The organism is Frigoribacterium sp. CFBP 8751 (genome assembly GCF_014841545.1).
GTDB lineage: Bacteria > Actinomycetota > Actinomycetes > Actinomycetales > Microbacteriaceae > Frigoribacterium.
Genome location: NZ_JACYUB010000004.1, coordinates 43,379 through 68,198, shown reverse-complemented (window position 1 = coordinate 68,198; position 24,820 = coordinate 43,379). Strand labels below are relative to the sequence as shown.

General features: G+C 72.9%; 30 protein-coding genes. 20 read left to right on the top strand and 10 right to left on the bottom strand.

Features of this window, described 5'->3' with window-relative positions; all coding sequences use genetic code 11:
• Window positions 1-32 precede the first annotated feature (32 nt).
• From IFT88_RS11550 to IFT88_RS11540, 3 genes are read right to left on the bottom strand one after another with little or no spacing between them, the layout of a single operon-like run.
• Window positions 33-704 carry a response regulator gene (locus IFT88_RS11550; RefSeq protein WP_192120707.1) on the bottom strand — a complete coding sequence of 224 codons (672 nt, stop codon included), beginning with the start codon at window positions 702-704 and terminating at the stop codon, window positions 33-35.
• On the bottom strand, window positions 691-1,320 hold the full coding sequence (locus tag IFT88_RS11545; RefSeq protein ID WP_137848015.1) for a DedA family protein: 630 nt from the start codon (window positions 1,318-1,320) through the stop codon (window positions 691-693). Before IFT88_RS11545 ends, IFT88_RS11550 begins: the two co-directional genes overlap by 14 nt.
• Entirely contained in the window at window positions 1,317-2,126 is an 810-nt protein-coding gene (locus IFT88_RS11540) for a phosphatase PAP2 family protein (protein ID WP_192120706.1), read from the bottom strand. Before IFT88_RS11540 ends, IFT88_RS11545 begins: the two co-directional genes overlap by 4 nt.
• 119 nt (window positions 2,127-2,245) lie before the next feature.
• Between IFT88_RS11540 and IFT88_RS11535 the strand changes: the two genes are divergently transcribed.
• The 4 genes from IFT88_RS11535 to IFT88_RS11520 all read left to right on the top strand — a co-directional run bounded on the left by IFT88_RS11535 (window position 2,246) and on the right by IFT88_RS11520 (window position 4,559).
• Window positions 2,246-3,049, top strand: a complete 804-nt coding sequence (locus tag IFT88_RS11535; RefSeq protein ID WP_137848017.1) for a COG4705 family protein — start codon at window positions 2,246-2,248, stop codon at window positions 3,047-3,049.
• A 63-nt stretch (window positions 3,050-3,112) separates the two neighbouring features.
• Window positions 3,113-3,610 carry a DUF2231 domain-containing protein gene (locus IFT88_RS11530; RefSeq protein WP_137848018.1) on the top strand — a complete coding sequence of 166 codons (498 nt, stop codon included), beginning with the start codon at window positions 3,113-3,115 and terminating at the stop codon, window positions 3,608-3,610.
• Window position 3,611: 1 nt separating this feature from the next.
• Window positions 3,612-3,911: a rhodanese-like domain-containing protein gene (locus tag IFT88_RS11525; RefSeq protein ID WP_192120704.1), complete on the top strand. Its 300-nt coding sequence runs from the start codon at window positions 3,612-3,614 to the stop codon at window positions 3,909-3,911.
• Window positions 3,912-3,986: 75 nt separating this feature from the next.
• Window positions 3,987-4,559 carry a GrpB family protein gene (locus IFT88_RS11520; RefSeq protein WP_192120702.1) on the top strand — a complete coding sequence of 191 codons (573 nt, stop codon included), beginning with the start codon at window positions 3,987-3,989 and terminating at the stop codon, window positions 4,557-4,559.
• 46 nt (window positions 4,560-4,605) lie between these two features.
• Here IFT88_RS11520 and IFT88_RS11515 read toward each other — a convergent pair whose 3' ends face one another.
• Complete coding sequence (locus tag IFT88_RS11515; protein WP_192120700.1) at window positions 4,606-5,448, bottom strand: helix-turn-helix transcriptional regulator; 843 nt, start codon at window positions 5,446-5,448, stop codon at window positions 4,606-4,608.
• Between the two features lie 102 nt (window positions 5,449-5,550).
• Between IFT88_RS11515 and IFT88_RS11510 the strand changes: the two genes are divergently transcribed.
• The 4 genes from IFT88_RS11510 (at window position 5,551) to IFT88_RS11495 (ending at window position 8,366) form a co-directional block, all read left to right on the top strand.
• Window positions 5,551-6,231 carry an SDR family NAD(P)-dependent oxidoreductase gene (locus IFT88_RS11510; RefSeq protein WP_056224964.1) on the top strand — a complete coding sequence of 227 codons (681 nt, stop codon included), beginning with the start codon at window positions 5,551-5,553 and terminating at the stop codon, window positions 6,229-6,231.
• Between the two features lie 21 nt (window positions 6,232-6,252).
• A complete protein-coding gene (locus IFT88_RS11505) occupies window positions 6,253-7,053 on the top strand; it encodes a ZIP family metal transporter (protein WP_249408996.1) in 801 nt (266 codons plus the stop codon).
• Window positions 7,054-7,135: 82 nt separating this feature from the next.
• Window positions 7,136-7,606, top strand: coding sequence for a MarR family transcriptional regulator (locus IFT88_RS11500; protein WP_052505315.1), 471 nt, complete (start codon window positions 7,136-7,138; stop codon window positions 7,604-7,606).
• A gap of 145 nt (window positions 7,607-7,751) precedes the next feature.
• Entirely contained in the window at window positions 7,752-8,366 is a 615-nt protein-coding gene (locus tag IFT88_RS11495; RefSeq protein ID WP_192120698.1) for a class I SAM-dependent methyltransferase, read from the top strand.
• A 91-nt stretch (window positions 8,367-8,457) separates the two neighbouring features.
• Here the strand turns inward: IFT88_RS11495 and IFT88_RS11490 are convergent, their stop codons facing one another.
• Window positions 8,458-9,204: a helix-turn-helix transcriptional regulator gene (locus IFT88_RS11490; protein ID WP_192120696.1), complete on the bottom strand. Its 747-nt coding sequence runs from the start codon at window positions 9,202-9,204 to the stop codon at window positions 8,458-8,460.
• 113 nt (window positions 9,205-9,317) lie between these two features.
• Between IFT88_RS11490 and IFT88_RS11485 the strand changes: the two genes are divergently transcribed.
• From IFT88_RS11485 to IFT88_RS11460, 6 genes are read left to right on the top strand one after another with little or no spacing between them, the layout of a single operon-like run.
• Entirely contained in the window at window positions 9,318-10,295 is a 978-nt protein-coding gene (locus tag IFT88_RS11485) for an ABC transporter substrate-binding protein (protein WP_056224956.1), read from the top strand.
• Complete coding sequence (locus IFT88_RS11480) at window positions 10,296-11,294, top strand: amino acid ABC transporter permease (protein WP_082452201.1); 999 nt, start codon at window positions 10,296-10,298, stop codon at window positions 11,292-11,294.
• A complete protein-coding gene (locus IFT88_RS11475; RefSeq protein WP_342212144.1) occupies window positions 11,291-12,106 on the top strand; it encodes an amino acid ABC transporter ATP-binding protein in 816 nt (271 codons plus the stop codon). The genes IFT88_RS11480 and IFT88_RS11475 overlap by 4 nt, the downstream gene beginning before the upstream one ends.
• Window positions 12,103-13,248: an aminotransferase class V-fold PLP-dependent enzyme gene (locus IFT88_RS11470; protein ID WP_192120694.1), complete on the top strand. Its 1,146-nt coding sequence runs from the start codon at window positions 12,103-12,105 to the stop codon at window positions 13,246-13,248. The genes IFT88_RS11475 and IFT88_RS11470 overlap by 4 nt, the downstream gene beginning before the upstream one ends.
• Window positions 13,245-13,661 carry a RidA family protein gene (locus tag IFT88_RS11465; protein ID WP_043595677.1) on the top strand — a complete coding sequence of 139 codons (417 nt, stop codon included), beginning with the start codon at window positions 13,245-13,247 and terminating at the stop codon, window positions 13,659-13,661. The genes IFT88_RS11470 and IFT88_RS11465 overlap by 4 nt, the downstream gene beginning before the upstream one ends.
• 9 nt (window positions 13,662-13,670) lie before the next feature.
• A complete protein-coding gene (locus IFT88_RS11460) occupies window positions 13,671-14,471 on the top strand; it encodes a DNA-formamidopyrimidine glycosylase family protein (protein WP_192120692.1) in 801 nt (266 codons plus the stop codon).
• 48 nt (window positions 14,472-14,519) lie between these two features.
• Here the strand turns inward: IFT88_RS11460 and IFT88_RS11455 are convergent, their stop codons facing one another.
• On the bottom strand, window positions 14,520-16,214 hold the full coding sequence (locus IFT88_RS11455; protein WP_192120690.1) for a PHP domain-containing protein: 1,695 nt from the start codon (window positions 16,212-16,214) through the stop codon (window positions 14,520-14,522).
• Window positions 16,215-16,393: 179 nt separating this feature from the next.
• Here IFT88_RS11455 and IFT88_RS11450 point away from each other — a divergent pair, with 179 nt between their 5' ends.
• The gene (locus IFT88_RS11450; RefSeq protein WP_192120688.1) at window positions 16,394-17,227 is read left to right on the top strand and encodes a hypothetical protein; all 834 of its coding nucleotides are present in this window, start codon (window positions 16,394-16,396) and stop codon (window positions 17,225-17,227) included.
• 2 nt (window positions 17,228-17,229) lie between these two features.
• On the opposite strand, the gene IFT88_RS11445 is transcribed toward IFT88_RS11450, so the two are convergent.
• The 3 genes from IFT88_RS11445 to IFT88_RS11435 all read right to left on the bottom strand — a co-directional run bounded on the left by IFT88_RS11445 (window position 17,230) and on the right by IFT88_RS11435 (window position 20,902).
• Window positions 17,230-19,131 carry an ABC transporter ATP-binding protein gene (locus tag IFT88_RS11445; RefSeq protein ID WP_043593819.1) on the bottom strand — a complete coding sequence of 634 codons (1,902 nt, stop codon included), beginning with the start codon at window positions 19,129-19,131 and terminating at the stop codon, window positions 17,230-17,232.
• 79 nt (window positions 19,132-19,210) lie between these two features.
• The gene (locus IFT88_RS11440) at window positions 19,211-20,263 is read right to left on the bottom strand and encodes a zinc-binding dehydrogenase (protein WP_192120686.1); all 1,053 of its coding nucleotides are present in this window, start codon (window positions 20,261-20,263) and stop codon (window positions 19,211-19,213) included.
• 75 nt (window positions 20,264-20,338) lie between these two features.
• Window positions 20,339-20,902 (bottom strand): TetR/AcrR family transcriptional regulator, encoded by a 564-nt coding sequence (locus IFT88_RS11435; protein WP_043593815.1) that lies wholly within the window; start codon window positions 20,900-20,902, stop codon window positions 20,339-20,341.
• A gap of 96 nt (window positions 20,903-20,998) precedes the next feature.
• Here IFT88_RS11435 and IFT88_RS11430 point away from each other — a divergent pair, with 96 nt between their 5' ends.
• The 4 genes from IFT88_RS11430 (at window position 20,999) to IFT88_RS11415 (ending at window position 22,814) form a co-directional block, all read left to right on the top strand.
• Window positions 20,999-21,544 carry a GNAT family N-acetyltransferase gene (locus IFT88_RS11430; protein WP_192120684.1) on the top strand — a complete coding sequence of 182 codons (546 nt, stop codon included), beginning with the start codon at window positions 20,999-21,001 and terminating at the stop codon, window positions 21,542-21,544.
• A 73-nt stretch (window positions 21,545-21,617) separates the two neighbouring features.
• A complete protein-coding gene (locus tag IFT88_RS11425; protein ID WP_056224928.1) occupies window positions 21,618-21,839 on the top strand; it encodes a hypothetical protein in 222 nt (73 codons plus the stop codon).
• Window positions 21,840-21,937: 98 nt separating this feature from the next.
• Complete coding sequence (locus tag IFT88_RS11420; protein ID WP_192120682.1) at window positions 21,938-22,273, top strand: PadR family transcriptional regulator; 336 nt, start codon at window positions 21,938-21,940, stop codon at window positions 22,271-22,273.
• Window positions 22,266-22,814 carry an HAAS signaling domain-containing protein gene (locus tag IFT88_RS11415; protein WP_192120680.1) on the top strand — a complete coding sequence of 183 codons (549 nt, stop codon included), beginning with the start codon at window positions 22,266-22,268 and terminating at the stop codon, window positions 22,812-22,814. Before IFT88_RS11420 ends, IFT88_RS11415 begins: the two co-directional genes overlap by 8 nt.
• Window positions 22,815-22,871: 57 nt before the next feature.
• On the opposite strand, the gene IFT88_RS11410 is transcribed toward IFT88_RS11415, so the two are convergent.
• Window positions 22,872-23,285: a polyketide cyclase gene (locus IFT88_RS11410; protein WP_043593806.1), complete on the bottom strand. Its 414-nt coding sequence runs from the start codon at window positions 23,283-23,285 to the stop codon at window positions 22,872-22,874.
• A gap of 200 nt (window positions 23,286-23,485) precedes the next feature.
• Between IFT88_RS11410 and IFT88_RS11405 the strand changes: the two genes are divergently transcribed.
• Window positions 23,486-24,817, top strand: a complete 1,332-nt coding sequence (locus tag IFT88_RS11405; protein ID WP_056224918.1) for a hemolysin family protein — start codon at window positions 23,486-23,488, stop codon at window positions 24,815-24,817.
• Window positions 24,818-24,820 lie beyond the last annotated feature (3 nt).

The following is a 24,820-nucleotide window of genomic DNA, read 5'->3' as shown; positions in this document are numbered from 1 at the left end:
GCCCGGCCACCCCGCCCCCCGGGGTCGCCCGGTCACAACGCTCCGATCCGGTAGCCGCGCCCGCGCACGGTCAGCACGACGTCGCGGTCGAGCTTGCGCCGGAGGTAGCTGACGTAGGTGTCGACGGTGCCGAGCTGCTCCCCGCGGGGGAAGACCGCCGCCAACAGCTCGGACCGGTCGAAGGTGTGGTCGGGCCGCTCGGCGAGCGCGGCCAGCAGGCCGGCCTCGCGGTCGCTCAGCACCACCCGGCTCGACCACGGCGTGACCACGATGCGGCTCTCGGGGAAGAACCGGCCGGCACCGACGTCGAGCCACGCCTCGTGGGCGGCGAAGGACCGGGTGAGGGCGCGCAGCCGCGCGAACAGCTCGTCGAACTCGAACGGCTTCACGAGGTAGTCGTCGGCTCCGAGGTCGAGGCCCTCGACCCGGTCGGCCGTCGAGCCGAGCGCGGTCAGCATCAGCACCGGGGTGGTCACGTGCTCGCGACGCAGGGTCGCGACGAGTGCGGTGCCGTCGAGCCCGGGCAGGCGTCGGTCGACGACCAGCACGGCGTGGACGCCGGTACGGGCGACGTCGAGCCCCCGACGGCCGTCGGCCACGAGGTCGACGCGCCACGCCTCGGCGAGCACGTCGGCGACGATCGGCCCCAGCGCGGGGTCGTCCTCGACCAGCAGGAGGCGCGGGCGCGGATCAGGATCGGTCACCCGAGTCCTCCTTCCGCCGTCGTGTCCCTGCCGATCGTCGCACGGCGGCGAGCACGAGGGGCAGCACCGACACCGCGACGAGCGCGATCGCGAGCAGGTCGATGTGGTCGGCGACGAACGGCAGGCCGCCGAGGAGCGAGCCGAGCACGGTCACGCCCACGGCCCAGAGGAACGCCCCGGCGAGGTTCCACACGACGAAGCGGCGGTACGGATACCCGCTGGTCCCCGCGGCGAGCGGGACGAAGGTGCGCACCACGGGGACGAACCGGCCCAGCACGAGGGCGGGGCCGCCGTGCCGCGCGAAGAACGCCTCGGCCCGCTCGAGGTGCGCCGTCTTCAGCACCCGGGCGTCGGGCCGGAACCACCGTCGGCCGAAGCGGTGACCGAGGAAGAACCCGACCTGGTCCCCCGCGGCGGCGGCCACGAAGGCACAGAGGGCGATCACCGCGACGCTCAGGCCGAGGCCCTGGTGCAGCAGCCCCGCCGTGACCAGCAGCGAGTCACCGGGCAGGAAGGGGAAGAGCAGGCCGGACTCGACGAACACCACGAGGGACAGCCCACCCAGAGCCCAGGGGCCGAGTGCGGTGAGCAGCGTCTGCGGGTCGAAGAGGGTCATGGGGCGTTCCGTTCGGTGTCGGGTGCCGTCAGGGCACCGGGTGGTGTGGTGGCAGGTCGGTCGAGTCGGTCGAGTCGGTCGAGTCGATCGACGATCCGTCGCCAGAGGGGCAGGGCGAGGGCGACGACCGAGCAGCCGAGCACCACCGACGCGATCGTGTCGGTGGGGTAGTGCACGCCGATCCAGACGCGGGAGGCCGCCACCAGGACGACGCCGAGCGCGGCCACGACGGCGACCGGTTGCCACCCCCGCCGTCCGTTCCGTCCTCTCACGACGAGCACGATCGCCAGGGCGAGGCCGGTCGCCAGCGCGGTGTGGCCGCTGGGGAACGAGAACGAGTGCGGTTCGACCAGCAGGGGGTCGACGAGGAGGCGCGGGTCGGGTCGGTCGCGTCCGACGACCAGCTTGACAGTCTCGGCCGCAGCCCACGGCAGCACCGAGACGCCGACGACGGTCAGCGCCTCCGCTGCCCGCCGGGTCGTCACCCCCACGGCGACGGCGAACAGCAGGACGAGCGCCACCCCGAGCTGCGGCCCGAGCAGCCGGTCGATCAGCAGCGCCGCCCCGTCGAGCAGGGGCGTGTGCATCCCACTGACGTCCTCGACGACGGCGATGTCGGCTGCCGCGACTCCCCCGGCACCCGACGTGATCACGAGTCCCGCCGCGACGACCGCGACGATGCCGATCCCACCCGCAGCCGCGATCCCGACGTCGCGGCGGATCGGCCGACGAGCGGGACGAGACGCAGGAGGCGCGGGTCGTCCACCCGGGGACGTCACCGGGGGTCGTCGGTCGAGTTCGGTCATGTACCGAGGCTCGTCGCGCCTCTCCCAGAAACCGCCCAGCGGCGGGATCGAGCCGACCCGCGCCTCCTCGATCCGGTGTCTGGGCGCTTTCTGGGACCGGCTTCGCCAGGGTCGTCCGCATGACGACACGAGCCGAACGCACCGAGCCGGCGATCAGCCGACCCGGGTCGCTGCTGAACAAGGTCCCCGAGGTCACGTCGGCCTTCTGGGTGGTCAAGGTGCTCTGCACCACCGTGGGCGAGACGTTCGCCGACTTCCTGAACGACGGTCTCGGCCTCGGCCTCACGGTCACCAGCGTGGTCATGACGGCGCTGCTCGTCGTCGCTCTCGTGTTGCAGTTCCGGACGCGACGGTACGTGCCCTGGGTCTATTGGCTCACGGTGGTGCTCATCAGCGTCGTGGGGACCCTGCTGACCGACACCCTCACCGACTCACTCGGGGTGAGCCTTCGGACCTCGACCGTCGTCTTCGCCGCCGCGCTCGCCGTGCTGTTCGGCGTCTGGTACTCGGTCGAGCGGACGCTGACGGTTCACGACATCACGACCCGTCGCCGAGAGGGCTTCTACTGGGCGACGATCCTGGTGACGTTCGCCCTCGGCACCGCCGTCGGCGACCTCCTCGGCGAGCAGCTCGCCCTCGGGTACCTGTCGTCGGCGTTCGTCTTCGCGGGAGCCATCGCCCTCATCGCCCTGGCCCGCCGCTTCTTCGGCCTCGGCGCGGTGGTCGCCTTCTGGGCGGCCTACGTACTCACCCGGCCGTTGGGCGCGTCCCTCGGCGACCTCCTCTCGCAGGCTCGGTCCGACGGAGGACTCGGGCTGGGTCCGACGGCGACGAGCCTCGTCTTCCTCGTGGCGATCGCCGGGGTGGTGACGGCGATGACCGCGGCGGCACGTCGCGAGACCCCGCCCGGACGGCACGCCTGACCCCGCACCTCACCTCACCTCACCGCACCGCACCGCACGGCACCGACCCCGAAGAGAGACACCATGGACTGGCAACTGAACGGACTCCCCCTCCACCCGCTGATCGTGCACCTCGTCACGGTCGCCTTCCCGACGGCCTCGCTGCTGATCCTGGCCGGTGCCGTCTCGGCACGGCTGCGCCGACGGCTGGGCATCATCACTCCGCTCGTCGCCCTCGTCTCGCTCGTCGCGGTGCCCCTGGCGACGTCGTCGGGCGAATCGCTCGAGGAGCGGGTCGGCCACAGCGCCCTGCTCGAGACGCACACGCAGCTCGGTGACACGCTGTTGCCCTGGGCGATCGCCGTGTTCGTCGTCGCCGTGGCGCAGTGGGCCTGGCAGCACAACGTGCTGACCCCGGACGCGAAGCGACCGCATCCCACCCTGAAGAAGGGCACGCGCACGATCGTCGGGGTCGCGCTCACCGTGGCGGTCGCCGTCGCCGCGATCGGCGGCATCGTCACGACGGTGCGCATCGGCGACTCGGGCGCGAAAGCGGTCTGGTCGGATTCGAGCGAGGGCTGAGATGGAGCAGATCACCGTCCACCGGTTGGCCGCCCTCACGACACCACTCGTGGTCGACGTGAGAGCCGCCGACCGCTTCGCCGAGGGCCACGTCCCCGGGGCGGTCAACCTCCACCCGTCGCAACTGGTGGATCGACTGGACGAGATGCCACACGAGACCGCTGTCTACCTGATCTGCCAGAGCGGCGCACGGAGCTCCCGGGCGGCCGAGGCCCTGTCAGCTCGAGGGATCACCGCCGTCGACGTGGTCGGCGGCACCACGGCCTGGGTCGCGGCAGGGCTGCCGCTCGATCAGTCCTGAGGGGCGAGCCGGGCGACCGGCGCCGGGGTGATCGTGAAGGCGTCGACCGGTTCCGTCGTCTGGCAGGATCTCCTGATGCCTGCCGACCGATCGCCCCGCCGACCCGACGTCACGACCACCGAGCTCGTGGGCGGTGCCGAGGCCGTCCACGTCTCGTTGCACGAGTACGACGAGCGCTGGCCGGCCGAGTTCGCCGAGCACCGACGCCGCATCGTCGAGGCCCTCGCGCCGTCGGGCATCGCGGTCGACGTCGAGCACATCGGCTCGACGTCGGTGCCGGGCCTCGCGGCGAAGCCGATCGTCGACATCGTGGTCGCGGTGCCCGACATCACTGCGGAAGAGGACTACCTCGAACCGCTGCTCGCCGCGGGTTACGAGCTGCGGGTGCGTGAACCCGGGCACCGACTCGTGCGGACGCCCGAACGCAGCGTCCACGTGCACGTCTTCGAACAGGGCACCGACGCGATCGACGGATACCTGCTGCTGCGCGACCACCTACGCACCGATGCCGCCGACCGCGAGCTCTACGCGAGCGTCAAGCGGGACCTGCTCGGCCGCCGTTGGGACGACATGAACGACTACGCCGACGCCAAGACCGAGGTCATCGCCGCGATCAAGGCGCGGGCGCGCGCAGCCCGCGAGCGCTGACCGCGCCACGGTCGCCACGGCCGCCGCGGTCGGCCGGGCCGAGGCGTCAGACGGCCGACGTCGCCGCCATCGACTGCAGCCCGGTGACGCGCAGCAGGTCGAGTCGCGCCTCGTCGTCGGAGCCCGGTGCGACCGTGTAGACGACGATCCGTAGGTCGCCCGGCGCGGTCAGCACGTCGCAGTCGATCGTGATCGGGCCGGCCGGCGTGTTCGTCACCGTCTTGCGACTGGCCCGGTGCTCGGCCACCTTGGCCTCGGCCCAGCGGCGTGCGAACTCGGGCGACGTGTCGAGCAGGCGCGACACGAGGTGGTCGAGCGAGCGGTCCGACGGGTAGCGCCCCACGGCCGCCCGCAGGTCGGCGGCGAGGTCGCTCGCGAAGTCCTCCTCGTGCTGCGCGTCGAACTCGGTGCCCGCGTGGCCGGACGTGAAGTGCCGCCAGACGAGGTTGCGCTCGAGCCCGACGAGACGCGACGGGTCGCCGTTGACCGCCGCCCAGAGGGGGTTCCAGAGCAGGATGTCGTGGGTCGCCGAGAAGACGGCCAGCGGCACGTCGCCGAGCCGGTCGACGATGCGTTGCACGCCGGGCCCCACGTGGCGCGGGACGACCTCGGCCGACGGAGGCGCGGCGCCGGCCGAGCGGTAGAGGTGGTCGCGTTCGTCGTCGCTCAGGCGCAGGGCCACCGCCAGGGCACGGAGCATCTGCGGTGACGGATTGGTCGCCCGACCCTGCTCGAGGCGGACGACGTAGTCGACGCTCACCCCGGCGAGCGCCGCCAGCTCTTCGCGGCGCAGGCCCGTCGTCCGGCGCCCCACCCCCGCCGGCAGCCCCACGTCGGCGGGGCTGACCCGGTCACGCCACGACCGCAACACGTCGGCGAACTCGCTCATGCGCCCATCCTCCCCCGCCCCGGGCGCCCGAGGGTGGTACCGCCAGTCCTCCCGTCGTGCGGGGCCTGGGTGCCCGGGCGGGGCCGGGCGCAGCATGGACCCATGACCACCACACTCATCACCGGGGCCAACAAGAGCCTCGGACTCGAGACCGCCCGCCGCCTGCTCGAAGCGGGCCACACCGTGTACGCCGGCATGCGCGACCTCGGCTCGGGCGACGCCGTCCGGGCCCTCGGCGCCCACGCCGTGCAGCTCGACGTCACCGACCAGGCGAGCGTCGACGCGGCGCTCGCCTCCCTGCCCGAGCTCGACGTGCTCGTCAACAACGCGGGCGTCCTCGGGTCGTCGTTCGGCGTCGACGACCTCACCCCAGAGACGATGCAGGAGGTGCTCGACGTCAACGTCGTCGGGCTCGTCCGCGTCACCCAGGCCGCGATGCCGCTGCTGCGCCGCTCCGACCGTCCCGTGATCGTCAACGTCGCCTCGGGCGTCGGCTGGCCACGCTGGCTGAGCACCGAGGGCCACGACGAGTACCCCGTCGCCGCGGTGCCCTACGCGTCCTCGAAGGCGGCCGTGATCGCCCTGACCGTGCAGTACGCCAAGAACCTGCCCACCTTCCGCGTGAACGTCAGCGACCCCGGCTACACCGCCACCGACTTCAACGGTCACGGCGGCCACCAGACCGTCACCGAGGGCACGGACGCCACCGTCGCCCTCGCCCTGCTCGGCCCCGACGGCCCGACCGGCGAGTTCCACGACCGCCGGGGCCGCATCGACTACTGAGCGGCGACCGCAGGAGGCGCGATGCCGGTCCCCGAGACCGGCACCGCGCCTCCTGCGTGGCGAAGGACTAGACCTGTCCTCGTGCCGTCACCGCTCCTCCTCGCCGCCCTCGCCGGCCTGCTCTCTGGCCTCTCCCTCGTCGTCGGGGCGGCGGTGTCGTGGTTCGTCAGGGTGCCCCGCGAGGCCGTCGCCCTCGTCATGGCGTTCGGCGCCGGGGTCCTGATCTCGGCACTGTCGTTCGACCTCGTCGACGAGGCCACGAGCAGCGGGGGGCTGCTCCCGACCCTCGGTGGGTTCCTCGCGGGCGCCGTCGTCTACGTCGCCCTGGACCAGCTGCTCGAGCACGGCGGGTTCCGGCGCAAGCACCACCGTCGCGGGTCGGCCGGCTCGGGCACCGGCCTGGGCATCGCCCTCGGCGCCCTGCTCGACGGTGTCCCCGAGACGGCGGTGCAAGGCGTGAGCCTCACGGGCGGCGGCTCCCTCAGCATCGCCGTGCTGGTCGCCGTGGTGATCTCGAACTTCCCCGAGGGCATGTCGAGCACGGCCGACCTCAAGTCGTCGGGCCGGTCCGCCCGGTACGTCTTCGGCCTCTGGTCGGGCATCGCCGTCGTGTGCGCCCTGTCCGCCCTCGGCGGGTACGCCCTGCTGGGCGGGGTGCCCGAGGGCGGGCAGTCGTTCGTCATGGCGTTCGCCGCCGGGGCGATCCTCGCGATGATCTGCGACACGATGATCCCCGAGGCCTTCCGCAAGACGCAGACGCTGACGGGACTGGTGACGGTGCTCGGCTTCGTCGCGAGCTACGTCGTGCACCAGGTCGCCTGAGCAGGGGGCCGCGCCCCGAACTGGGTCATCCGTTCTGCGCAACGTCGCCGACACCTGGGGCGATGCTCGGTACCCTGCTGTCGTGAGCCCCGACCTTCCCGCCACTCCGGAGAACCACCCGGAGTCCGTCCGGCGTCTCGCCGCGACCCTGCAGACCCTGGACGAGGCGCACCGTCGCTACCGGCTCCACGCCGCGAAGGTCGTCGGCATGGGCCACACCGAGCTGGCCGCGCTGCTCGCCGTCGCCGACGCCCCGGGGCTGACCCCGGGTGCGCTCGCCCAAGAGCTGCTGCTCAGCACGGGGGCGACGACGGCCGTGGTCGACCGGCTCGAGAAGTCGGGGCACGTCACGCGCAGCCGACACCCGGGCGACCGCCGCAGCCTCTTCCTGCACCTGACCGCGCAGGGCGAGGGCACGACGACCACCCTGCGCGAGGCGTACCAGTACGTCCTCTCGACCACGGGCACGGACGAGACGATCGCCGAGGCCCTCCCCCAGCTCGACAGCATCGCGGCGGCGCTCGACGCCGCCGCCCGCGAATCCGTGTCCTGACCCGCGCCGCGCCTCCTCGGGGCGTGGTCGGGGTCGGGGTCGGGGTCGGGGTCGCACCACCGATGTGTCGTCGAACCACGGAACACGATGGTTCGACGGCCCATCGGTGGTTCGACTGCGAGCCACGACTCCTAGGCTGCGGGGCATGACATCCGACGTCGGGGCTCGCTACGCCGCGCGGGCCCGCGAGTACGTCGACCACCTCGGCTCGATGTCGGCGGTGCACCCCGCTGACGAACACCTGGTCACGTCCTGGGCGACGACGGTAGAGGGTCCCGTGCTCGACGCGGGCTGCGGGCCGGGCCACTGGTCGGGGCACCTCGCCGCGCGGGGCGTCCACGTGCGCGGACTCGACCGGGTCCCGGCCTTCGTCGAGCACGCGCGCCACACCCACCCGGACGTCTCGTTCGGCCTCGGTGACGTCGACGCCCTGCCCTACGAGCCCGACGAGTTCTCGGGAGTCCTCGCCTGGTACTCGCTGATCCACCACGACCCGGGCAGCATCCGGCACCCCCTCCGCGAGTTCGCCCGCGTGCTCCAGCCGGGCGGCGGGCTGCTCGTCGGGTTCTTCACCGGGTCGACCGGGCCGACCGTCGAACCGTTCGACCACGCGATCACGACCGCGTGGCGCTGGGCACCCGACCTCCTCGCGGACGAGCTGCGCGCCTCCGGGTTCGACGTGCTCGAGACCCACACCCGCACGGGACCGCCGTCCGGGCCGAGGCCCCACGGCGCGATCATCGCCCGACTCGCACCGTGAACTGAGCGTCGCACCGCCGATTTCCGCGGTACGACGTCCAGTCGGCGGTGCGAGACCCGCGTGACCGGCGCCGGGGCACGCGCCGCAGCGGTCAGCCTCCCTGGCGCACCTGCCGCACGTACCGGTACACCGTCGGCTCGGACACGTGCAGCGCCTCGGCCACCTGGGCCACCGCGCCCTTGAGCAGGAAGACCCCCGCCCGTTCGATCTCGCGCACGGCCGCGACCTTCTCGTCGGGCGTCATGCGGTGCGGCTCGACGCCCTGGGCCGCCACGATGCGGGCGACGCCGTCGAGGGCGAGCTCGTCGACGTTCATGCTCAGTCGCTCGGCGACCGGCCCCGACGACGAGGTCGAGGTCGAGGCAGGGCCCGCCTCGGACCCCGACCCCAGGGGCGCCCCCTTGACCAGCCCCGTCGTCGCCGTGATGGCCGCGAGCAGGTCACGAGCCCGGGTCAGCGGCTCGTCGTCGATGTTGAGGCAGAGCATGCCCACGACGTCGCCGCCCGCGTCGCGGATGAAGAAGGTCGACGAGCGGAACGTGCCGCCGGTGCGGGACTCGGCCAGGTAGTTGGCCAGGTAGTCGCGGTCGTCGTGCTCGTGGTTCTGCAGGACCTTGAGCACCAGGTCGGTCGCCGGCCCGCCGACGCTGCGCCCGCTCACGTGGCCGTTCGTCAGGGCGACGATCGACCGGCTCAGGTCGCTCGTGTCGTGCAGCACGACCTCGGTCCGCGGCCCGAGCAGCTCGGCGAAGAAGTCCATGAGCGGCAGGTAGGGCTCGAACTCGGCCCGCAGGACCCGGCTGGCGTCGACCACGGTGGCGCTGCTGGCTCTCGTCATGCCCCCAGGTTACCGGCATGTAACGAAATCGTCGCACTGTGATAATTTCTTCTCATCTCGCCGATCGCTCGGCTAGCTTGCGATGACCGACGACGCTCACGAAAGGCTCGACCATGACCCGAACCCGCTCCCGCTCCGCCCTCTGGGGCACCGTCGCCACGGGCGCCGTCCTGGCCCTCGGCCTCACCGCGTGCGGCGGCCCGAGCGCCCCGCAGCCCGGCGACGCCTCCGGCGACGCGTCCGGCGGCGCCTCGTCGTCCTCGACCATCCCCGACACGAGCGCGCTGCTCGACGCGGTCCAGGTCGACGACGCCCTCGCCGCCCAGGTGCCCGCGGACATCAAGGACGCGGGCACGCTCGTCGTCGGCTCGAACGTCCAGTCCGCGCCCAACAACTTCTACGCGGCCGACGGCTCGACCGTCATCGGCTCGGACCACGACCTCATCACCGCGGTCGGCAAGAAGCTCGGCCTCGACGTCGAGTACCAGAACCAGGACTTCGGCTCGCTCATCACCAGCCTGCAGTCCGGCCGCGTCGACGTGACGATCGCCGCGATGAACGACACGGCCGAGCGCCAGCAGGCGATCGACTTCGTCGACTACCTGACCTCGGGCATCACGCTGATGGTGCAGAAGGGCAACCCCGACGACATCACCGGCCCCGACGCGCTCTGCGGCAAGTCGATCGCCGTCGTCACCGGCACCAGCCAGCAGGAGTTCGCCGAGGCCACCAGCACGCAGTGCGAGTCCGACGGCGAGGAGGCCCTCGACATCACGGTGACCGACAGCGACAGCCAGAACCAGACGCAGCTGCGCACCGGCCGCATCGACGCCATCGTCAACGACCTGCCCAGCGCGGTCTACATCTCGAAGACCGCCCAGGACGGCCAGGCCTTCGAGGTCGTCCCCGGCGACGTCATCGACGGCGCCCCGTACGGCATCGGCGTCAACAAGGACGACGCCGAGCTGCGCGACGCCATCGCCGCGGCCCTCGACTCGCTCATCGACGACGGCACCTACGGCGAGGTCCTCGACGCCTGGGGCATCACCTCGGGCAGCGTCACCGAGGCCACCGTCAACGGCGGCAAGTAGGTGGCGACCGCACGACCGACGGGCACCGACCCGGGCGACGCGACCCGCGCCTCCTCGGCCGGACGCGGCGGCGGGCCCGTCGGCAGCCGTGAGCTGCTGCCCCAGGTGCGCCTGAAGCACTGGGGCCGCTGGGTCAGCGCCGTCGTCATCGTGGTGCTGCTCGTCGCGCTCGTCTACGGGGCGTCGCAGGGCGACATCTCGTACCGCGACATCCCATACTATCTGGTGTCGCCGATCATCCTGCAGGGCCTCGTCGGCACGATCGTGCTCGCCGTGGTGGCCCAGGTGAGCGCCGTGGTCATCGGCGTCGTCATCGCCCTGATGCGCATCTCGAAGAACCCGGTGGCGCAGGCCTTCGCGGCCGGCTACACCTGGCTGTTCCGCGGCCTGCCCGTGCTGCTGCAGATCCTGCTCTGGTACAACCTGGCGCTGATCTTCCCGCGCCTGACCGTCGGGGTGCCGTTCACCGACGTGGTGTTCCTCGACGTCAGCACGAACGACGTCATGACCACGTTCGTCGCGGCGTTCCTCGGTCTGGCCCTCAACGAGAGCGCCTACATGGCCGAGATCGTGCGCGCCGGCCTCAAGAGCGTCGACCGCGGTCAGATCGAGGCCGCCCAGTCGATCGGGCAGACCCCGATGCAGCGCATGGCCCGCATCGTGCTGCCCCAGGCGATGCGCATCATCATCCCGCCGACCGGCAACGACTTCATCAACATGCTCAAGGGCACGGCGATGGCGTCGGTCATCGGCTACCTCGAGTTGATCAAGGCGGCGAACAACATCGCCTCGTTCAACCTGCAGGTGATGGAGACCCTGATCGCCGCGGCGATCTGGTACATGGTCATCGTCAGCGTGGCAAGCGTCGGCCAGTTCTACCTGGAGCGCAGCTTCGACCGGCAGGACCGCCGCCCCGGCGGGCCGCCGAACGCCCGCGCCCTCCGCCGCAAAGTCGCCGCCGACCTCGGCCGCGCACCCCTCGTGAGGAGCACCCCGTGACCACGACCGACACGACCACCGCAGGAGGCGCGGTGCCCGCCGCCGAGGCGGCCCCCGTCCTCGAGGCCATCGGCATCGGCAAGTCGTACGGCAGCCACGAGGTGCTGCGCGACGTCTCGATGACGGTGCGCAGCGGCGAGGTGGTCTGCATCATCGGCCCGTCCGGAGCCGGCAAGTCGACGTTCCTCCGCACCCTGAACCGGCTCGAGGAACCCGACGCGGGCGAGGTCTGGGTGGGCGGCGAGCCGATGGGCTTCGAGCTCCGCGACGGTGTGCTGCACGAGCTGAGCGAGCGCCGCCTGTCGGCCCAACGCGCCCGCACGGCCATGGTGTTCCAGCACTTCAACCTGTTCCCGCACCTGACCGTGCTGGGCAACGTGCTCGAGGGCCCCGTCCGCGTGCAGCGCCGGTCGGCGAAGGAGGCGCGGCGCGAGGCCGTCGAGATCCTCGAGCGGGTGGGCCTCGGCGACAAGGTCGACGCCTACCCCGGCCAGCTCTCGGGCGGGCAGCGGCAGCGCGTGGCGATCGCCCGGGCCGTCGCGATGAAGCCGCTCTTCCTGCTCTTCGACGAGCCGACCTCGGCCCTCGACCCCGAGCTGGTCGGCGAGGTGCTCAAGGTGATGGGCGACCTGGCGCGCGACGGCATGACGATGCTCGTCGTGACGCACGAGATCCAGTTCGCCCGCGAGGTCGCCGACCGCGTGGTGTTCATGGCCGACGGCGGCATCGTCGAGCAGGGGCCGGTCGAGCAGGTGCTCGGCGCCCCGCGTGAGGCGCGCACCCGACAGTTCCTGCAGCGGGTGCTGACGTGACGACGGGTACGCCGACGGCCCCGGGCTCGGCGCTCGACGCCTACCTCGCGTCGTTCGCCGAGCCGGTCGGCTACCTGAACTTCGGCAGCTACGGGCCGCCGTCGCGGGACGTCGTCGAGACGATCGGCCGCCTCGCCTCCGCGGCGAGCGCCGGGGTCCCCTCGTCCGGCCTGCACGCCGAGGACGAGCGGGCCCTCGCGGCGGTCTCGCGCCTCACCGGGTTCGACCGCGGCGGGGTCGCCCTCACCGGCAGCACGTCGCTGGGGCTGATGCAGATCGCGTTCGGCCTGCCCCGGGGCGAGGTCGTGGTCAGCAGCGCCGAGTTCCCGTCGAACCTGTACGCGTGGTGGCGCTCGGAGGAGGCCGGGCTCACGACGGTGCGACCGCTGCCCGCCGTCCCGGGGCAGCCGCTGGCGCCCGTCACGCCCGAGCGCGTGGCCGACGCGGTCGGGCCCGACACCGTGGCCGTCGCGGTGAGCGCGGTCGACTTCCGCACGGGCACCGTCGCCGACCTCGCCGGGCTGAGGGAGGCCGTGGGCGACCGACTGCTCGTCGTCGACGGCATCCAGGGGTTCGGCGTCCTCGACGCCGACTGGACGCTCGCCGACGCCCTCGTCGTCGGTGGGCAGAAGTGGCTGCGCGCGGGCTGGGGAACCGGGTTCGTGGCGCTGTCCTCGCGGGCCCTCGCGCGCCTCCGTCCGGTCCTCGGGGGCTGGACGGGCGTCGAGGGGGCGTCGCGCTACGACGGCGTGCCGCACGCCCCGCTGCCCGGGGCGCAGCGCCTGTCGGTGACCAACGGGTCGCCGTTCGCGTCGGGCGCCCTCGCCACGGCGCTCGAGCAGCTCGAGTCGGTGGGCGTCGACGTCGTGGCGTCCCGCGTGGCGGACACGGCGGGCGACCTGATCGGCCGACTCGAGGCCGCCGAGGTGCCCGTGCTCTCCCCCGTCGACCGGTCACGGCGGGCGGGACTCGTCGTCGCCGGCGTGCCCACGGGTGAGGCCGCCGCCGTCGGCGCACGACTCGAGGCCGCCGGCGTCACGGCGACCGTCCACGGCGACGACCGGGTGCGCCTCAGCGTGCACGCCACCACCACCCCGGCCGCGCTCGACGCGGCCCTGACCGTCCTGGGAGGACGACGATGACCCTCGACCCGAACCCCCTCCGTGCCGTGCACACCGACCGGGCCCCGGCCGCGATCGGTCCGTACTCGCAGGCCGTCCGGGTGGGCGACCTCGTCTTCGTGTCGGGCCAGCTGCCGATCGACCCGGCCACGGGCGAGTTCGCCGGGCCGGACGTCCGCGACGAGGCGGCCCAGTCGTTGCGCAACGGCGCCGCCGTGCTCGAGGCCGCGGGCTCGCGCATCGACCTCGTCGTCAAGACGACGGTGCTGCTGGCCGACATCGCCGACTTCGCCGTCGTGAACGAGGCCTACGCCGAGGTGTTCCACGGCGGGGTGCTGCCGGCCCGAGCGGCGTACCAGGTCGCCGCGCTGCCCAAGGGCGCCCGGGTCGAGATCGAGTTCGTGGCGGCGGTCGCCCCGGGGCACGCCGGGTAGCATCACGGCATGCCGGAGGGTGACAGCGTCCACCTGCTGGCGGCGCGCCTCCGTCCGTCGCTCGTCGACCGCGTCGTCGTCGACGGCGAGCTGCGGTCGGGCGGCCGGGCGGGCGAGTCGCTCGCCGGTCGGCGCGTCGTCGAGGTCGACACCCACGGCAAGCACCTGCTGACCCGCTTCGACGACGCCACCACCCTGCACACGCACCTGCGCATGCAGGGGTCGTGGACGCTGACCCGACCCGGTCGCGTCCTGCCGTCGCGGCTGCAGCGGCAGGTCCGCGTGCGGGCCCGGCTCGACGACGGCCACACCCTCTGGGGCGTCGACCTGCCGGTCGTCGACCTGGTGCCGACCCGGGACGAGCACACGCTGATCGGCCACCTGGGCCCCGACCCGCTCCGCCCCGACTGGGACCCCGAGGAGGCGCGACGTCGCCTGGCCGCACTCCCCGACGTCACGGTCCGTGCCGCCCTGCTCGACCAACGTCCGATGGCCGGTCTCGGCAACCTCTGGGTCAACGAGGTGGGGTACCTGCGTGGGGTGCACCCGGCCACCCCGATCGGTCAGGTCGACCTGGTGAAGCTCGTCGACGTGGCCGCGCGCGCCCTGCGATTCTCGGTCTCGACGCCCGGCGCCTACCAGGTCACGACGGGCCGGACCCGCCTCGGCGAGACGCACTGGGTCGTCGGCCGGGCCGGACGCCCGTGCTTGCGCTGCGGCACCCGTGTCGAAGGGCGCGACGACCCGCCGACGCCGGACGGGCGCACGCGACGGGCCTGGTGGTGCCCGCGGTGCCAGCCCGCGGCGTGACGGCGGACGGTCGCGACGACGTGCCCCGAGGAGCGGGCCGCGCCCGGCTCAGCGCACGCTGACGAAGATCGGGTTCGCGTAGAGCCAGGTGTCGGCCCACGGGTCGGCCGGGGCGACGGGATACGGCTGGGGCGCCCGGGGGTCGACCTCGGCGCCGAGCGGACCGACGCCGTGCACCCGGCCGTCGCTGCCGCGCAGACGTACGTAGCCGTCCTCGGTGACGGGCTCGAGCGGCACCACGACGCGGAACGGGGCGGCGGAGCGGTCGGCGACGTCGAGCAGTTCGACGACCCGGGTGCCGGGCGCGCGCTGCTCGTCACGGTCGGCCGCGGGTCCGGTGACGCGGCCGCGGATCACGTCCAGGTGGACGAGCCGCGGGACGGTGCCCCGTGAGGTGGGCGTCGTCGTGGGCACGACGTCGACCACGAGCTCGAGGGCCGTGCCGCGCGGGACGGTGAGGGTCCCGCCCATGGTGGCCTGCGCCTCCTGCCCGCCGGTGGCCCGGAGCACGACGGAGAGCCCGGCGACGAGGTGCCCGTGGTCGACCCAGAGCCGACCGGCGCGGATCGCGTCGAGCAGCGCGGCGGACGAGCGGTCGACGGCCCCGACGTGGTTCCGGCTGAACTCGCCCGGCCAGAAGTCGGCGCCGTTCTGGGGCGTGGCCGTGGCGACCGGGTCGGGTCGACGGCCGGCACGGTCGAAGTTGGCGAGCGTCGCGCCGGCCTCCCAGCCGGCCCCGGTCGGGAAGTCGCCGACGCGCGTGGCGTCGGACTCCTTGAGGTGGAGGTCGCTGTTCGAGGTGATCCACCAGCGCCGCCCCTCGCTGAGCAGCGAGTCCCACACGCCGCCGACGACGGCCGTCGTCCAGTCGAAGCCGCCGTGGGTGAGGTAGGCCTCGGCGGGGTAGCCGGCGAACGAGAACTCGCTGGGGGCGTTCTCGTACTCGCCCCGCCGCGAGCGCGCCGAGGCGTTCGCGGCGACGGCACCGGCCTGGGCACCGGGGGCGCCCTCCATGCCGACGAACACCTCGGGGTCGGCGTCCTGCCAGGCCCGCAGCTCGCCGGGCGAGTCGATGCCGAGGCGGCTCGGGTGGTTCGCCAGGACGATCACGTCGTCGACGACGCCCGAGCTCTTCTGGGCGCCGAGCCAGGCGATCGCGTCGGTGGCGTGCACGAGCCACTCGGCGGCGTCGTCGGTGCCGGGGCGCGGTTTCTCCCAGCCGTTGAGCTTGCCGTCGTGGTCGAGCTCGAAGCGGCGCAGCACGCGGGTCGTCGCGGGACCGGGTGCGACGAGCACGGTGGCGTGCTCGGCGCCGGGGATGTACCACTCGAGCCCCTGCAGCACGAGCAGGTCGGGCCGGGCAGCCCGCGCGGTCTCGATCTCGCGGGCGGCGTTGAACACCCCGCCGACGTTGGCGTGGCCCTTGTTGCTGTGCTCGGTGAAGGCGATCGCGTCGACGCCGAAGCGCTGCGCCCGGTCGAGGATCGTCGTCATGGGGTACTTCGCGTCGTGCGAGTAGACCGAGTGCACGTGGTGGTCGAACACCAGCCACGAGAGCGCCGCCGGGTCGACCACGGCGGGCACCGACGGCAGCGGCGCGGCCTCGGCGGGGTCCGCTCCCCGCAGTCCCTGGGCGGTCGCCCCCACGGCGACCGTCGCGGCGACGGAGGCCCCCAGGAAGGCCCGGCGGGAGAAGCCCGATCCGGTCGGGGCGGGCTGCTCGGGGCGGGGGTCGAGGGACATGGCATCACTTTCGTCGGGCGGGCGTCCCGACCGTAGGGAGCGGGCCTGAACCGCAGGCCAACGGTCGGGGACGCGTGCGACACCGGGCGTTCACGATCCGTTCCCCCGGGTGCGCGACAGTCCTGGCGTCGCCGCGCGCTCCCCGCCGCGGAGGCCCACCGCACCCACCGAAGGTCCCGATGTCCTCCTCCGTCCCCACCGCCCGCCGCCTCCCCTCGCGCGCCTCCGTCCCGGCCGCCCGCCGCCTCGCCTCGCGCGCCTCCGGACGGGCCCTGCTCGTCGGGGCGGCCCTCGCCGCCGGCACGGTCGCGGGCCTGGCCGGGCCCGGTGCCGCCGTCGCCGCTCAGGCGCCCGCCGACCCCGCACCGCTCGTGCTGCGCGACGCCGCCGGCACCGCGGTCGTGTCGGGCGACGCCCGCGCCGACCCATCGTTCGCCTCGGCGCTGTTCGCCGCGGGCTGCCCGTCCGCCGCGGACGATGCCGCCCGACTCTCGGTGACCTCGGGAGGCGCGACCGTCGTCACGTCGCCGAGCGTCGCGGTGGCCGCGGGGCAGCCGGTCGAGGTGCCGATGGCGATCTCGTTCGAGGAGGTCGTCGCCGCCGGCGTCGAGGCGGGCGGAGCGACGCTCTCGCTGGAATGCCTCGTCGTCGAGTCGGGCATCCCGTCGACGGTCGTCGTGGCCGCGACGCTGCCGGTGACCTTCGCCGCGGGGACCTGGTCGGTGCCCGGCGCCGAGGTCGACCCGGCGCCGCCGACGGACGATCCGACCGCGGTGCCGACCGATCCCGGCACGGCGCCCTCCCCCGCGCCCACGGACGGTGCCGGGGCGGGAACGGGCTCGACGCCGCGCCCCTCGGCCACGGCCCGGCCCTCCGCCGACGGAGCCCTCGCCTTCACCGGCGGACAGGTCGCCGGGGTCGGCGCACTCGCCGCCGGCCTGCTCGCGGCAGGCACCGCCCTCGTGCTGCGACGACGTCGGACCGCGCCCGTCGACGGGCCGACCGCGGAGTAGGGCTAGCGCGCGCTCGGCGCCTGCTCGTCCGCGGCGACGTCCTTCTGCACGGCGAACTGCGTGCGGTGCAGTTCTTCGTAGCGTCCCTCCGCGGCCAGCAACTCCTCGTGCGTGCCGCGCTCCACGATCGAGCCGTCCTCGACCACGAGGATCTGGTCCGCGCTGCGGATGGTGGACAGGCGGTGCGCGATGACCAGGGCGGTCCGACCCTCGAGCGCCTCGCTGAGGGCGGCCTGCACGGCGGCCTCGGACGTCGAGTCGAGGGCCGCGGTCGCCTCGTCGAGGATGACGACGCGGGGCTGTGCCAGCAGGAGGCGCGCGATGGTCATCCGCTGACGCTCGCCTCCCGAGAGCCGGTAGCCGCGCTCTCCCACCATCGTGTCGAGCTGGTCCGGCAGGGACCGGACGAGGGGCTCGAGCCGTGCACGCCGGACGGCGTCCCAGACCTCGTCGTCGGTCGCCTCCGGCCTCGCGAGACGCAGGTTGCTGAGGATCGTCTCGTGGAACAGGTGGCCGTCCTGGGTCACCATGCCCAGGGTGTGGCGCATCGAGGCGAAGGTCACGTCGCGGACGTCCGTTCCCGCGAGGCGCACGGCACCGCCGTCGACGTCGTACAGACGCGACATCAGCTGCGCGATCGTGGATTTCCCGGCACCCGACGTGCCCACGAGCGCGACGGTCTGCCCCGGCTCGATCCGGAAGGACACGCCGTGCAGCACCTCCTCGCCGCCGCGGGTGTCCAGGGTGGAGACCTCTTCGAGGGAGGCGAGGGACACCTTGTCGGCGGACGGGTACGCGAAGCGGACGTCGTCGAACTCGACGCTCACCGGACCCTCGGGGACGGAGGCGGCGGTGGGCTTCTCCTGGATCAGCGGTTCGAGGTCCAACACCTCGAAGACGCGCTCGAAGCTCACCACCGCGCTCATGATCTCGACCCGCGCGTTCGCGAGCCCGGTCAGCGGCACGTACAGGCGGGTGAGGAGGAGTGCCAGGGTGACGACCTCCCCGGTGTCGAGCTGGCCGGCGAGCGCTAGGGCACCGCCGAGCCCGTAGACGAGCGCGAGGGCGAGAGCGGAGACGAGGGTCAGCGCGGTGACGAAGACGAACTGCAGCAGGGCGGTGCGGACGCCGATGTCGCGGACGCGGGCGGCGCGGACGCGGAACTCCTCGGCCTCCTCGTCGGGGCGGCCGAACAGCTTGACGAGGGTGGCCCCGGGCGCGGAGAAGCGCTCGGTCATCTGCGTGCTCATCGCGGAGTTGTGGTCGGCGGCCTCACGGCGGAGGGCCGCGAGGCGGCTGCCCATGCGCCGCGCGGGCACCAGGAAGATCGGGAGCATGACGACGGCGAGGACGGTCACGAGCCAGGACGTGCTGAGCATGACGATCAGCGTGAGGACCAGGGCCACGACGTTCGTCACGACGCCCGACAGGGTGCCGCTGAAGGCCTGCTGGGCGCCGATGACGTCGTTGTTGAGGCGGCTCACGAGGGCGCCCGTCCGGGTGCGGGTGAAGAACGCGATCGGCATCTTCTGCACGTGGTCGAAGACGGCGGTGCGGAGGTCCAGGATCACGCCCTCGCCGATCCGGGCCGAGAACCAGCGCGTCACCAGCGAGACGCCGGCGTCGGCCAGCGCCACGACGGCGATGAGGACGGCGAGCCGCACGACGGCCGCGAGTTCGCCCCGCGCGACGATGACGTCGACCACCCGGCCGGCCAGCACCGGCGTCGCGACCGCGAGGACGGCACCCACCACGGACAGGGCGATGAAGACGACCAGCTTCGACCGGTAGGGCACCGCGAACGTCATGATCCGCCGGACGGACGCGCGCGAGATGCCGTGCCCACCGTCCCGTGCGGACGAGATCTTGTAGAGCGAGCTCCAGGCCGCGCCTTCCATGCTCATGGGGGTTCCTTCCGTGGGGGCCTGGCCCAATGTAGACGGCGGGTCACCCCGGGCTCGCAGCAGCCGTGTCGGGCCGTCGTCAGGGAACGAGGACGACCTTGCCGTCGAGGGTGCGGGACTCGGCGAGTTCGAGCGCCTTCGAGATGTCCGTGAGCGGGAAGCGCGCGGCGACGTTCGCGGTGAGGACACCGTCTCGGACGAGTTCCAGGACGTGGGTGAGGTCCTCGTCGAGGCGTCGCCGGTACGACTTCCCGCGGGTGCCGTGGCCTGCCCAGAGGTCGTAGAAGGTGGCGCGCTTGCCGTTCGGGAGGGCGTTCCAGGTCAGGATGCGGCCCAGGTGGCGCAGGAACGGCGGCCAGAGGCTGCCGGTGCCGCTGACGGCGGCGATGATCGCATACGACACCAGGGTGCCACCGCGGCCGAGCAGCGACCACGAGGTCCGCGCCGTCTCCCCTCCGACGTTGTCGAAGACCGCTGCCAGGCCCCCGGCGGGAGCCGACCGGCGCACGGTCGACGCGAGGTCCGGGTCGGCGTAGTCGACGGGGACGACCCCTCGCGCCCGCAGGGACTCGTGGTGGCGCGGGGACGCCGCCGCGATGACGTGGACGCCGGAGTGCTGGGCCATCTGGATGAGCAACCCGCCCACGCCTCCGTTCGCCCCGAACACGAGGATCGTGTCCCCGGCCTCCACGCGTGCGGCCCGGTGCAGCATCTGCCAGGCGGTCACTCCGTTGACGGTGACCGCCTCGGCGAGGTCGGCGGCGAGCCCGTCGGGGACCACGACGCTGTCCCGGGCGGCGACGATCGCGTGTCCGGTCCAGGCGCCGGTCTTCGTCAACGTCGCCACCCGTCGGCCCACGAGTCCGCCGTCCGCGCCGGTGCCCGCGGCGAGCACGGTGCCGACCAGGTCGTATCCGGGGGTGAAGGGGAACGGCGGCTGGGCGAAGTACCGGCCACGACGCATCGCCTGTTCCGCGTACGAGATCCCCGTGGCCTCGACGGCCACGAGCAGTTCTCCGGCGGCGGGCGTCCCGACGGGGGCGGCGAGGTCGACCACGAGTCCGTCGGGTTCGACGAGGCCGGGCAGGACGATCCGTGTCGTCGTGGTGGGGAGCGAGGTGTTCGTGTCCATGACGTTCCTTCTTGTTAGTGTTCAGTCAGTCACAACTGCGGACATGCAGAGGGACGAGCGCGCGGGCCGCCCGGATCAGTCGCGGTGGCGGATGCCGGCGGTGAGCGTCGAGGCCCAGGCGTGCGGCAGGTGAGCCAGGTCCGCCTGGACGACGAGGTGGCAGAGCTGCCCGTAGGCGATGAACCGCTGCACCGCGTCGGGTGCCGCTCCGGACCCCTCGGCGACGGCCTCGACGACGGCCCCGAGTCCTTCGTGGACGGCCGCACGGACCGCGGCCACGTCCGTCGCCGCCTGCGCGTGGGACTGCATCAGGATCAGGTCGCGGTCGGCGATCAACCGGACGTAGGCCTCGGTCATCGCGTCGAGGACGCCCTCCGGCGTCGTCGATGCGGAGGCCGCCCCGGCGTCGCGCATGGTCGCCTCGACGAGCGCGTAGGTGTGCCGGACGGCCGCGACGAACAGCCCCTCCTTGCCGTCGAAGAGTCGGAAGACGTAGGCGGGCGAGACCCCGGCCGCGGCGGCGACGTCGGCGACCGGGGTCGCGTGGAGGCCCTTGCGGGCGAAGACGTGCACGGCGGCGGAGGTGATGAGCGCCCGCTGCGCCTCCGCCGTCGAACGTGTCGCGGTGCCTGATGTCATGTGACTGAGTGAACACTCACATCGACGTGATGTCAACCGTGATCGTGCGGACGGCAGCCGTTCGCCGGGGCCGGGTGATGCAGGAGGATCGACGTCATGGACACGGACACCTTGGCGTCGACCCCCCGGCTGACCCTCCGCCTGCATCGCGAGGGTGATCTGGAGCGACTCGTCGCGATCCACTCACGGCCGGACGTCGCCCGTTACCTCCTGGAGGAGCCCTGGTCGATCGAGTCCGGGCAGGCGCAGCTCGAACGACGCCTGGGTCGGACGGACCTGGCCGAGCCCGCCGGCGCACTCGCCCTCGCCATCGAGCGGGCGGGGGCGTTGATCGGCACGGTGGCGCTGTGGCGCACCGAGCCCGAACCCCGCACGCTCGAGGTCGGGTGGACGCTCGATCCCGACCACGGGGGTCGGGGCTTCGCGGGCGAGGCGGTGGCGGCCGCGCTGCGGCTCGCGTTCGCGCTGGACGACGTCCATCGCGTCACCGCGCAGATGGACGGCCGCAACACGGCCTCCGCCCGACTCGCGGCCCGGGTCGGCATGCGGCAGGAGGCGCACCACCGGCAGGACTTCTGGAGCAAGGGCGAATGGACCGACACCCTCGTCTTCGCGATGCTCGCCGACGAGCTGCCCGCGTGACGCGTCGGTCCCGGCGGGCCGCCGACGGGCAGACTCGTGCCGAGGAGTCCACGGCGACGGAACGGAGACGGGCATGTTCACGAGGCGGGGGAAGTCGACCGAGGGGTGGGCCCTCATCGGGTTCGGAGTCCTCGCGTTCCTGTTCTCGGTGATCGCGCTGTCCGGCGGATTCGGTCCGATCCCGGACGGCGGTCGCGCGGGGACGTTGGCCTACCTGGGCATCCCCGTCGGCATCGCGGCGATCGTCGTCGGCATCGTCGGCCTCCGTCGTGACGACCGTCGCGCCGGGGACTGATCCCGCGCCTCCGCCGGTCGGCGTTCCGGTCCTCCTCAGCGGACCACGCATCAGCGGATCTCTTGACCTGTCTTGCACCGCAAGGTAACTTGTGACGCATGACAGTGGACGGAGGGGCGCAACTGCGCAAGGGCGTCGTCGAGTACTGCATCCTCGGATTGCTCGACCGTGAGCCCATGTACGGCTGGCAGCTCTCCGAACAGCTCGTCGAGGCCGGTCTCGCCGCCAGCATCGGCACGCTGTACCCCGTCCTCGGCCGCCTCCGGGCCCAAGGCCTCGCCACCGCCTTCGACCAGCCGTCCGCGACGGGCCCCGTCCGCAAGTACTACCGACTCACTCCCCTCGGACGCGCCCAGCTCAGCGCTTTCCGGCTCCAGTGGGCCCCGTTCACCGCCTCGGTCCACCGACTCATCGGAGAAGACACCCGTGACTGACACCACGCCCGGGATCACCACCGCCTACCTCGCTCAGCTCGACGCCGAGCTCGCACAGCTCCCGGCAGACCTCCACCGGGACATCGTCACCGGCGTGACGGAGGAACTCCGGGGTCTCGACGCAGGAGCCGCGGCCGCTCGCATCCGGCAGCTCGGCGATCCGGCCTTCATCGCGGCCGAAGCACGCGCCGAGACCGCCACCGAGGTTCCCCTCGTCAGCCAGGACGCGCCTCCTCCCGGCCGCACCTTCTCGATCGTCGCGGCGGTCGTCCTGATCGCCGGCTCACTCCTGGTGCCGGTCGTCGGCGCACTCGCCGGCCTCGTCTTCGTCAGCCAGGCCCAGGCCTGGACACGACGGGAGAAGGCAGCCGCCTGGCTCGCCTCCGCGGGCGTCGCCCTCCTCGCCGTCGCGGCCGCGACGGTGATGGCCTCGGCGGGTCTCGGCGGCACCCACCTCGTCGTCCTGGTCGGCTACCTCGTGTTCCCCGTGGTCGGCATCGTCCTGGCCGTCCGAGCGCGGCGCCGGGGCTGGCGCGCCTGAGGCGCAGCTCCGCACCTCACGGAACGACCTCTGCCCGTCGCGCCCGTCGGCCGGTCCCTACCGGCCGCGGGGAAGACGCTCGTCGAGCAGCGTCGCCAGCCGTTCGAGGTCACCGCGCACGAGGCGGGCATCGGCCTCGACGTCCGCCTCCGACATGCCGTCCCGGCGGAAGAGGGTGAACACGGCCTCGCTTCCCTGGTCGTTGGCCACGACGCGGAACGGGTTGTTCACGACCGTTCCGTCCGGCAGGACCACGTCGTGATCGAGGATGCCCAGTTCCACCGGCCCGGTGAACGTGACCTCGACGACCCCCATGGGTGAGTCCGTGAGCCACCGCCCCTCTTCCTGACGGATGCCGGCGCTCAGACCCGCCGCCCACGAGGGGAGGTTCGCCGGGTCGCCGGCGACGCTCGAGACGGCGGCGACGTCGTGGTCGAACGCACGCGAGATGTGGAGGACGGGCCAGGTCATGCAGGGAAGCTAGCAGCGGTCCCCTCGACGAGCCACCATCACGACGCCGCGTCAGGGCCGTCGGACTCGTCACAGGCGAACGGAGAGCACGGTCGGTAATCTCGGTCCATGACGCGCCTCCCAGATCCTTCGTCCGACTGCCACAGTCCGGGCGCCCGGAAGACCCCGGGCACCTCCCGGTCGATCGCCCTCGCCGCCCGATGAACGGCGACCTGCTCCTCAACATCGTCCTCGTCGTCGTCTTCGTCCTGGTCGGCGGTGTCTTCGCCGCCACCGAGATGGCGCTCGTCACCCTCCGCGAGAGCCAGGTCAACGCGATCGCAGCCCGCGGCAAGCGCGGTGAGAAGGTCGCGGGCCTCGCCCGCGACCCGAACATGTTCCTCGCCGCCGTGCAGATCGGCGTCACCGTCGCCGGCTTCGCCTCCGCCGCCTACGGCGCCTCCTCCATCGCGCCGTCCGTGACGCCCGTGCTCGTCGGGTTCGGGCTCGGCGAACAGGCCGCCTCGACGGTCGCGACCATCGTCCTGACCCTTCTCATCGCCTACCTCTCGCTCGTGCTGGGCGAGCTGGCTCCCAAGCGGCTCGCGATCCAGCGGAACGCCTCCTTCGCCTACGCCGTCGCCCCCGTCCTGGCGGTCTTCGCCGTCCTCATGCGGCCTGTCATCTGGCTCCTGTCGATCAGCACGAACCTCGTCGTCCGTCTGCTGGGCGGCGATCCGCACAAGACGGGCGAGGAGATGACCGAAGAGGAGCTGCGCGACATCGTCTCCAGCCACGAGGGCCTCCCCGAGGACGAACGCCGGATCCTCGACGACGTGCTCTCCCTCCGGCACCGCCAGCTCAGCCAGGTCATGCGCCCTCGCCCCGAGGTCACGGCCGTCGACGGCACCGGGAGCGTCAGCGACGCCGCCCGCGAGGTCCACGACCAGCCGTATTCGCGCTACCCGGTCATCGACCGGTCCATCGACGACATCATCGGCTTCGTGCACGTGCGCGACCTGTTCGAGGCGATCACGAGAGACCCGGCGACGCCGGTCCGCGACATCGTGCGGACGATCTCGTACCTGCCGGCCACGGCGCGCGTCCTCCCGACGCTGACCTCGATGCGGGCGGACGGCCACCACATCGCCGTCATCGTCGACGAGTACGGCGGAACCGACGGCATCGTCACCCTCGAGGACCTCGTCGAGGAGGTGGTGGGCGAGATCTTCGACGAGTACGACACGGAGTTCGCCGCCGCCGACCTCGAGGCCGGCGGCGGGATCGTGGACGGCCGTCTGAACTTCCAGGACTTCGAGGAGGCGACGGGCATCCACCTGCCCGAGAGCGCCTCCGACACCGTCGCCGGCTACGTCATCGAGACCCTCGGGCGCCTGGCGGTCGTGGGCGACGTCGTCGAGATCGACGGCGCCCGCCTGCAGGTGACCGAGATGGACCGTCGCCGCATCTCCGAGCTGCTCGTCATCCCCGACGTGGACGAGACACCCGCGGACGAGGCGGGCACCCCGGACACCGCGCGGCCCCTAACCTGACGG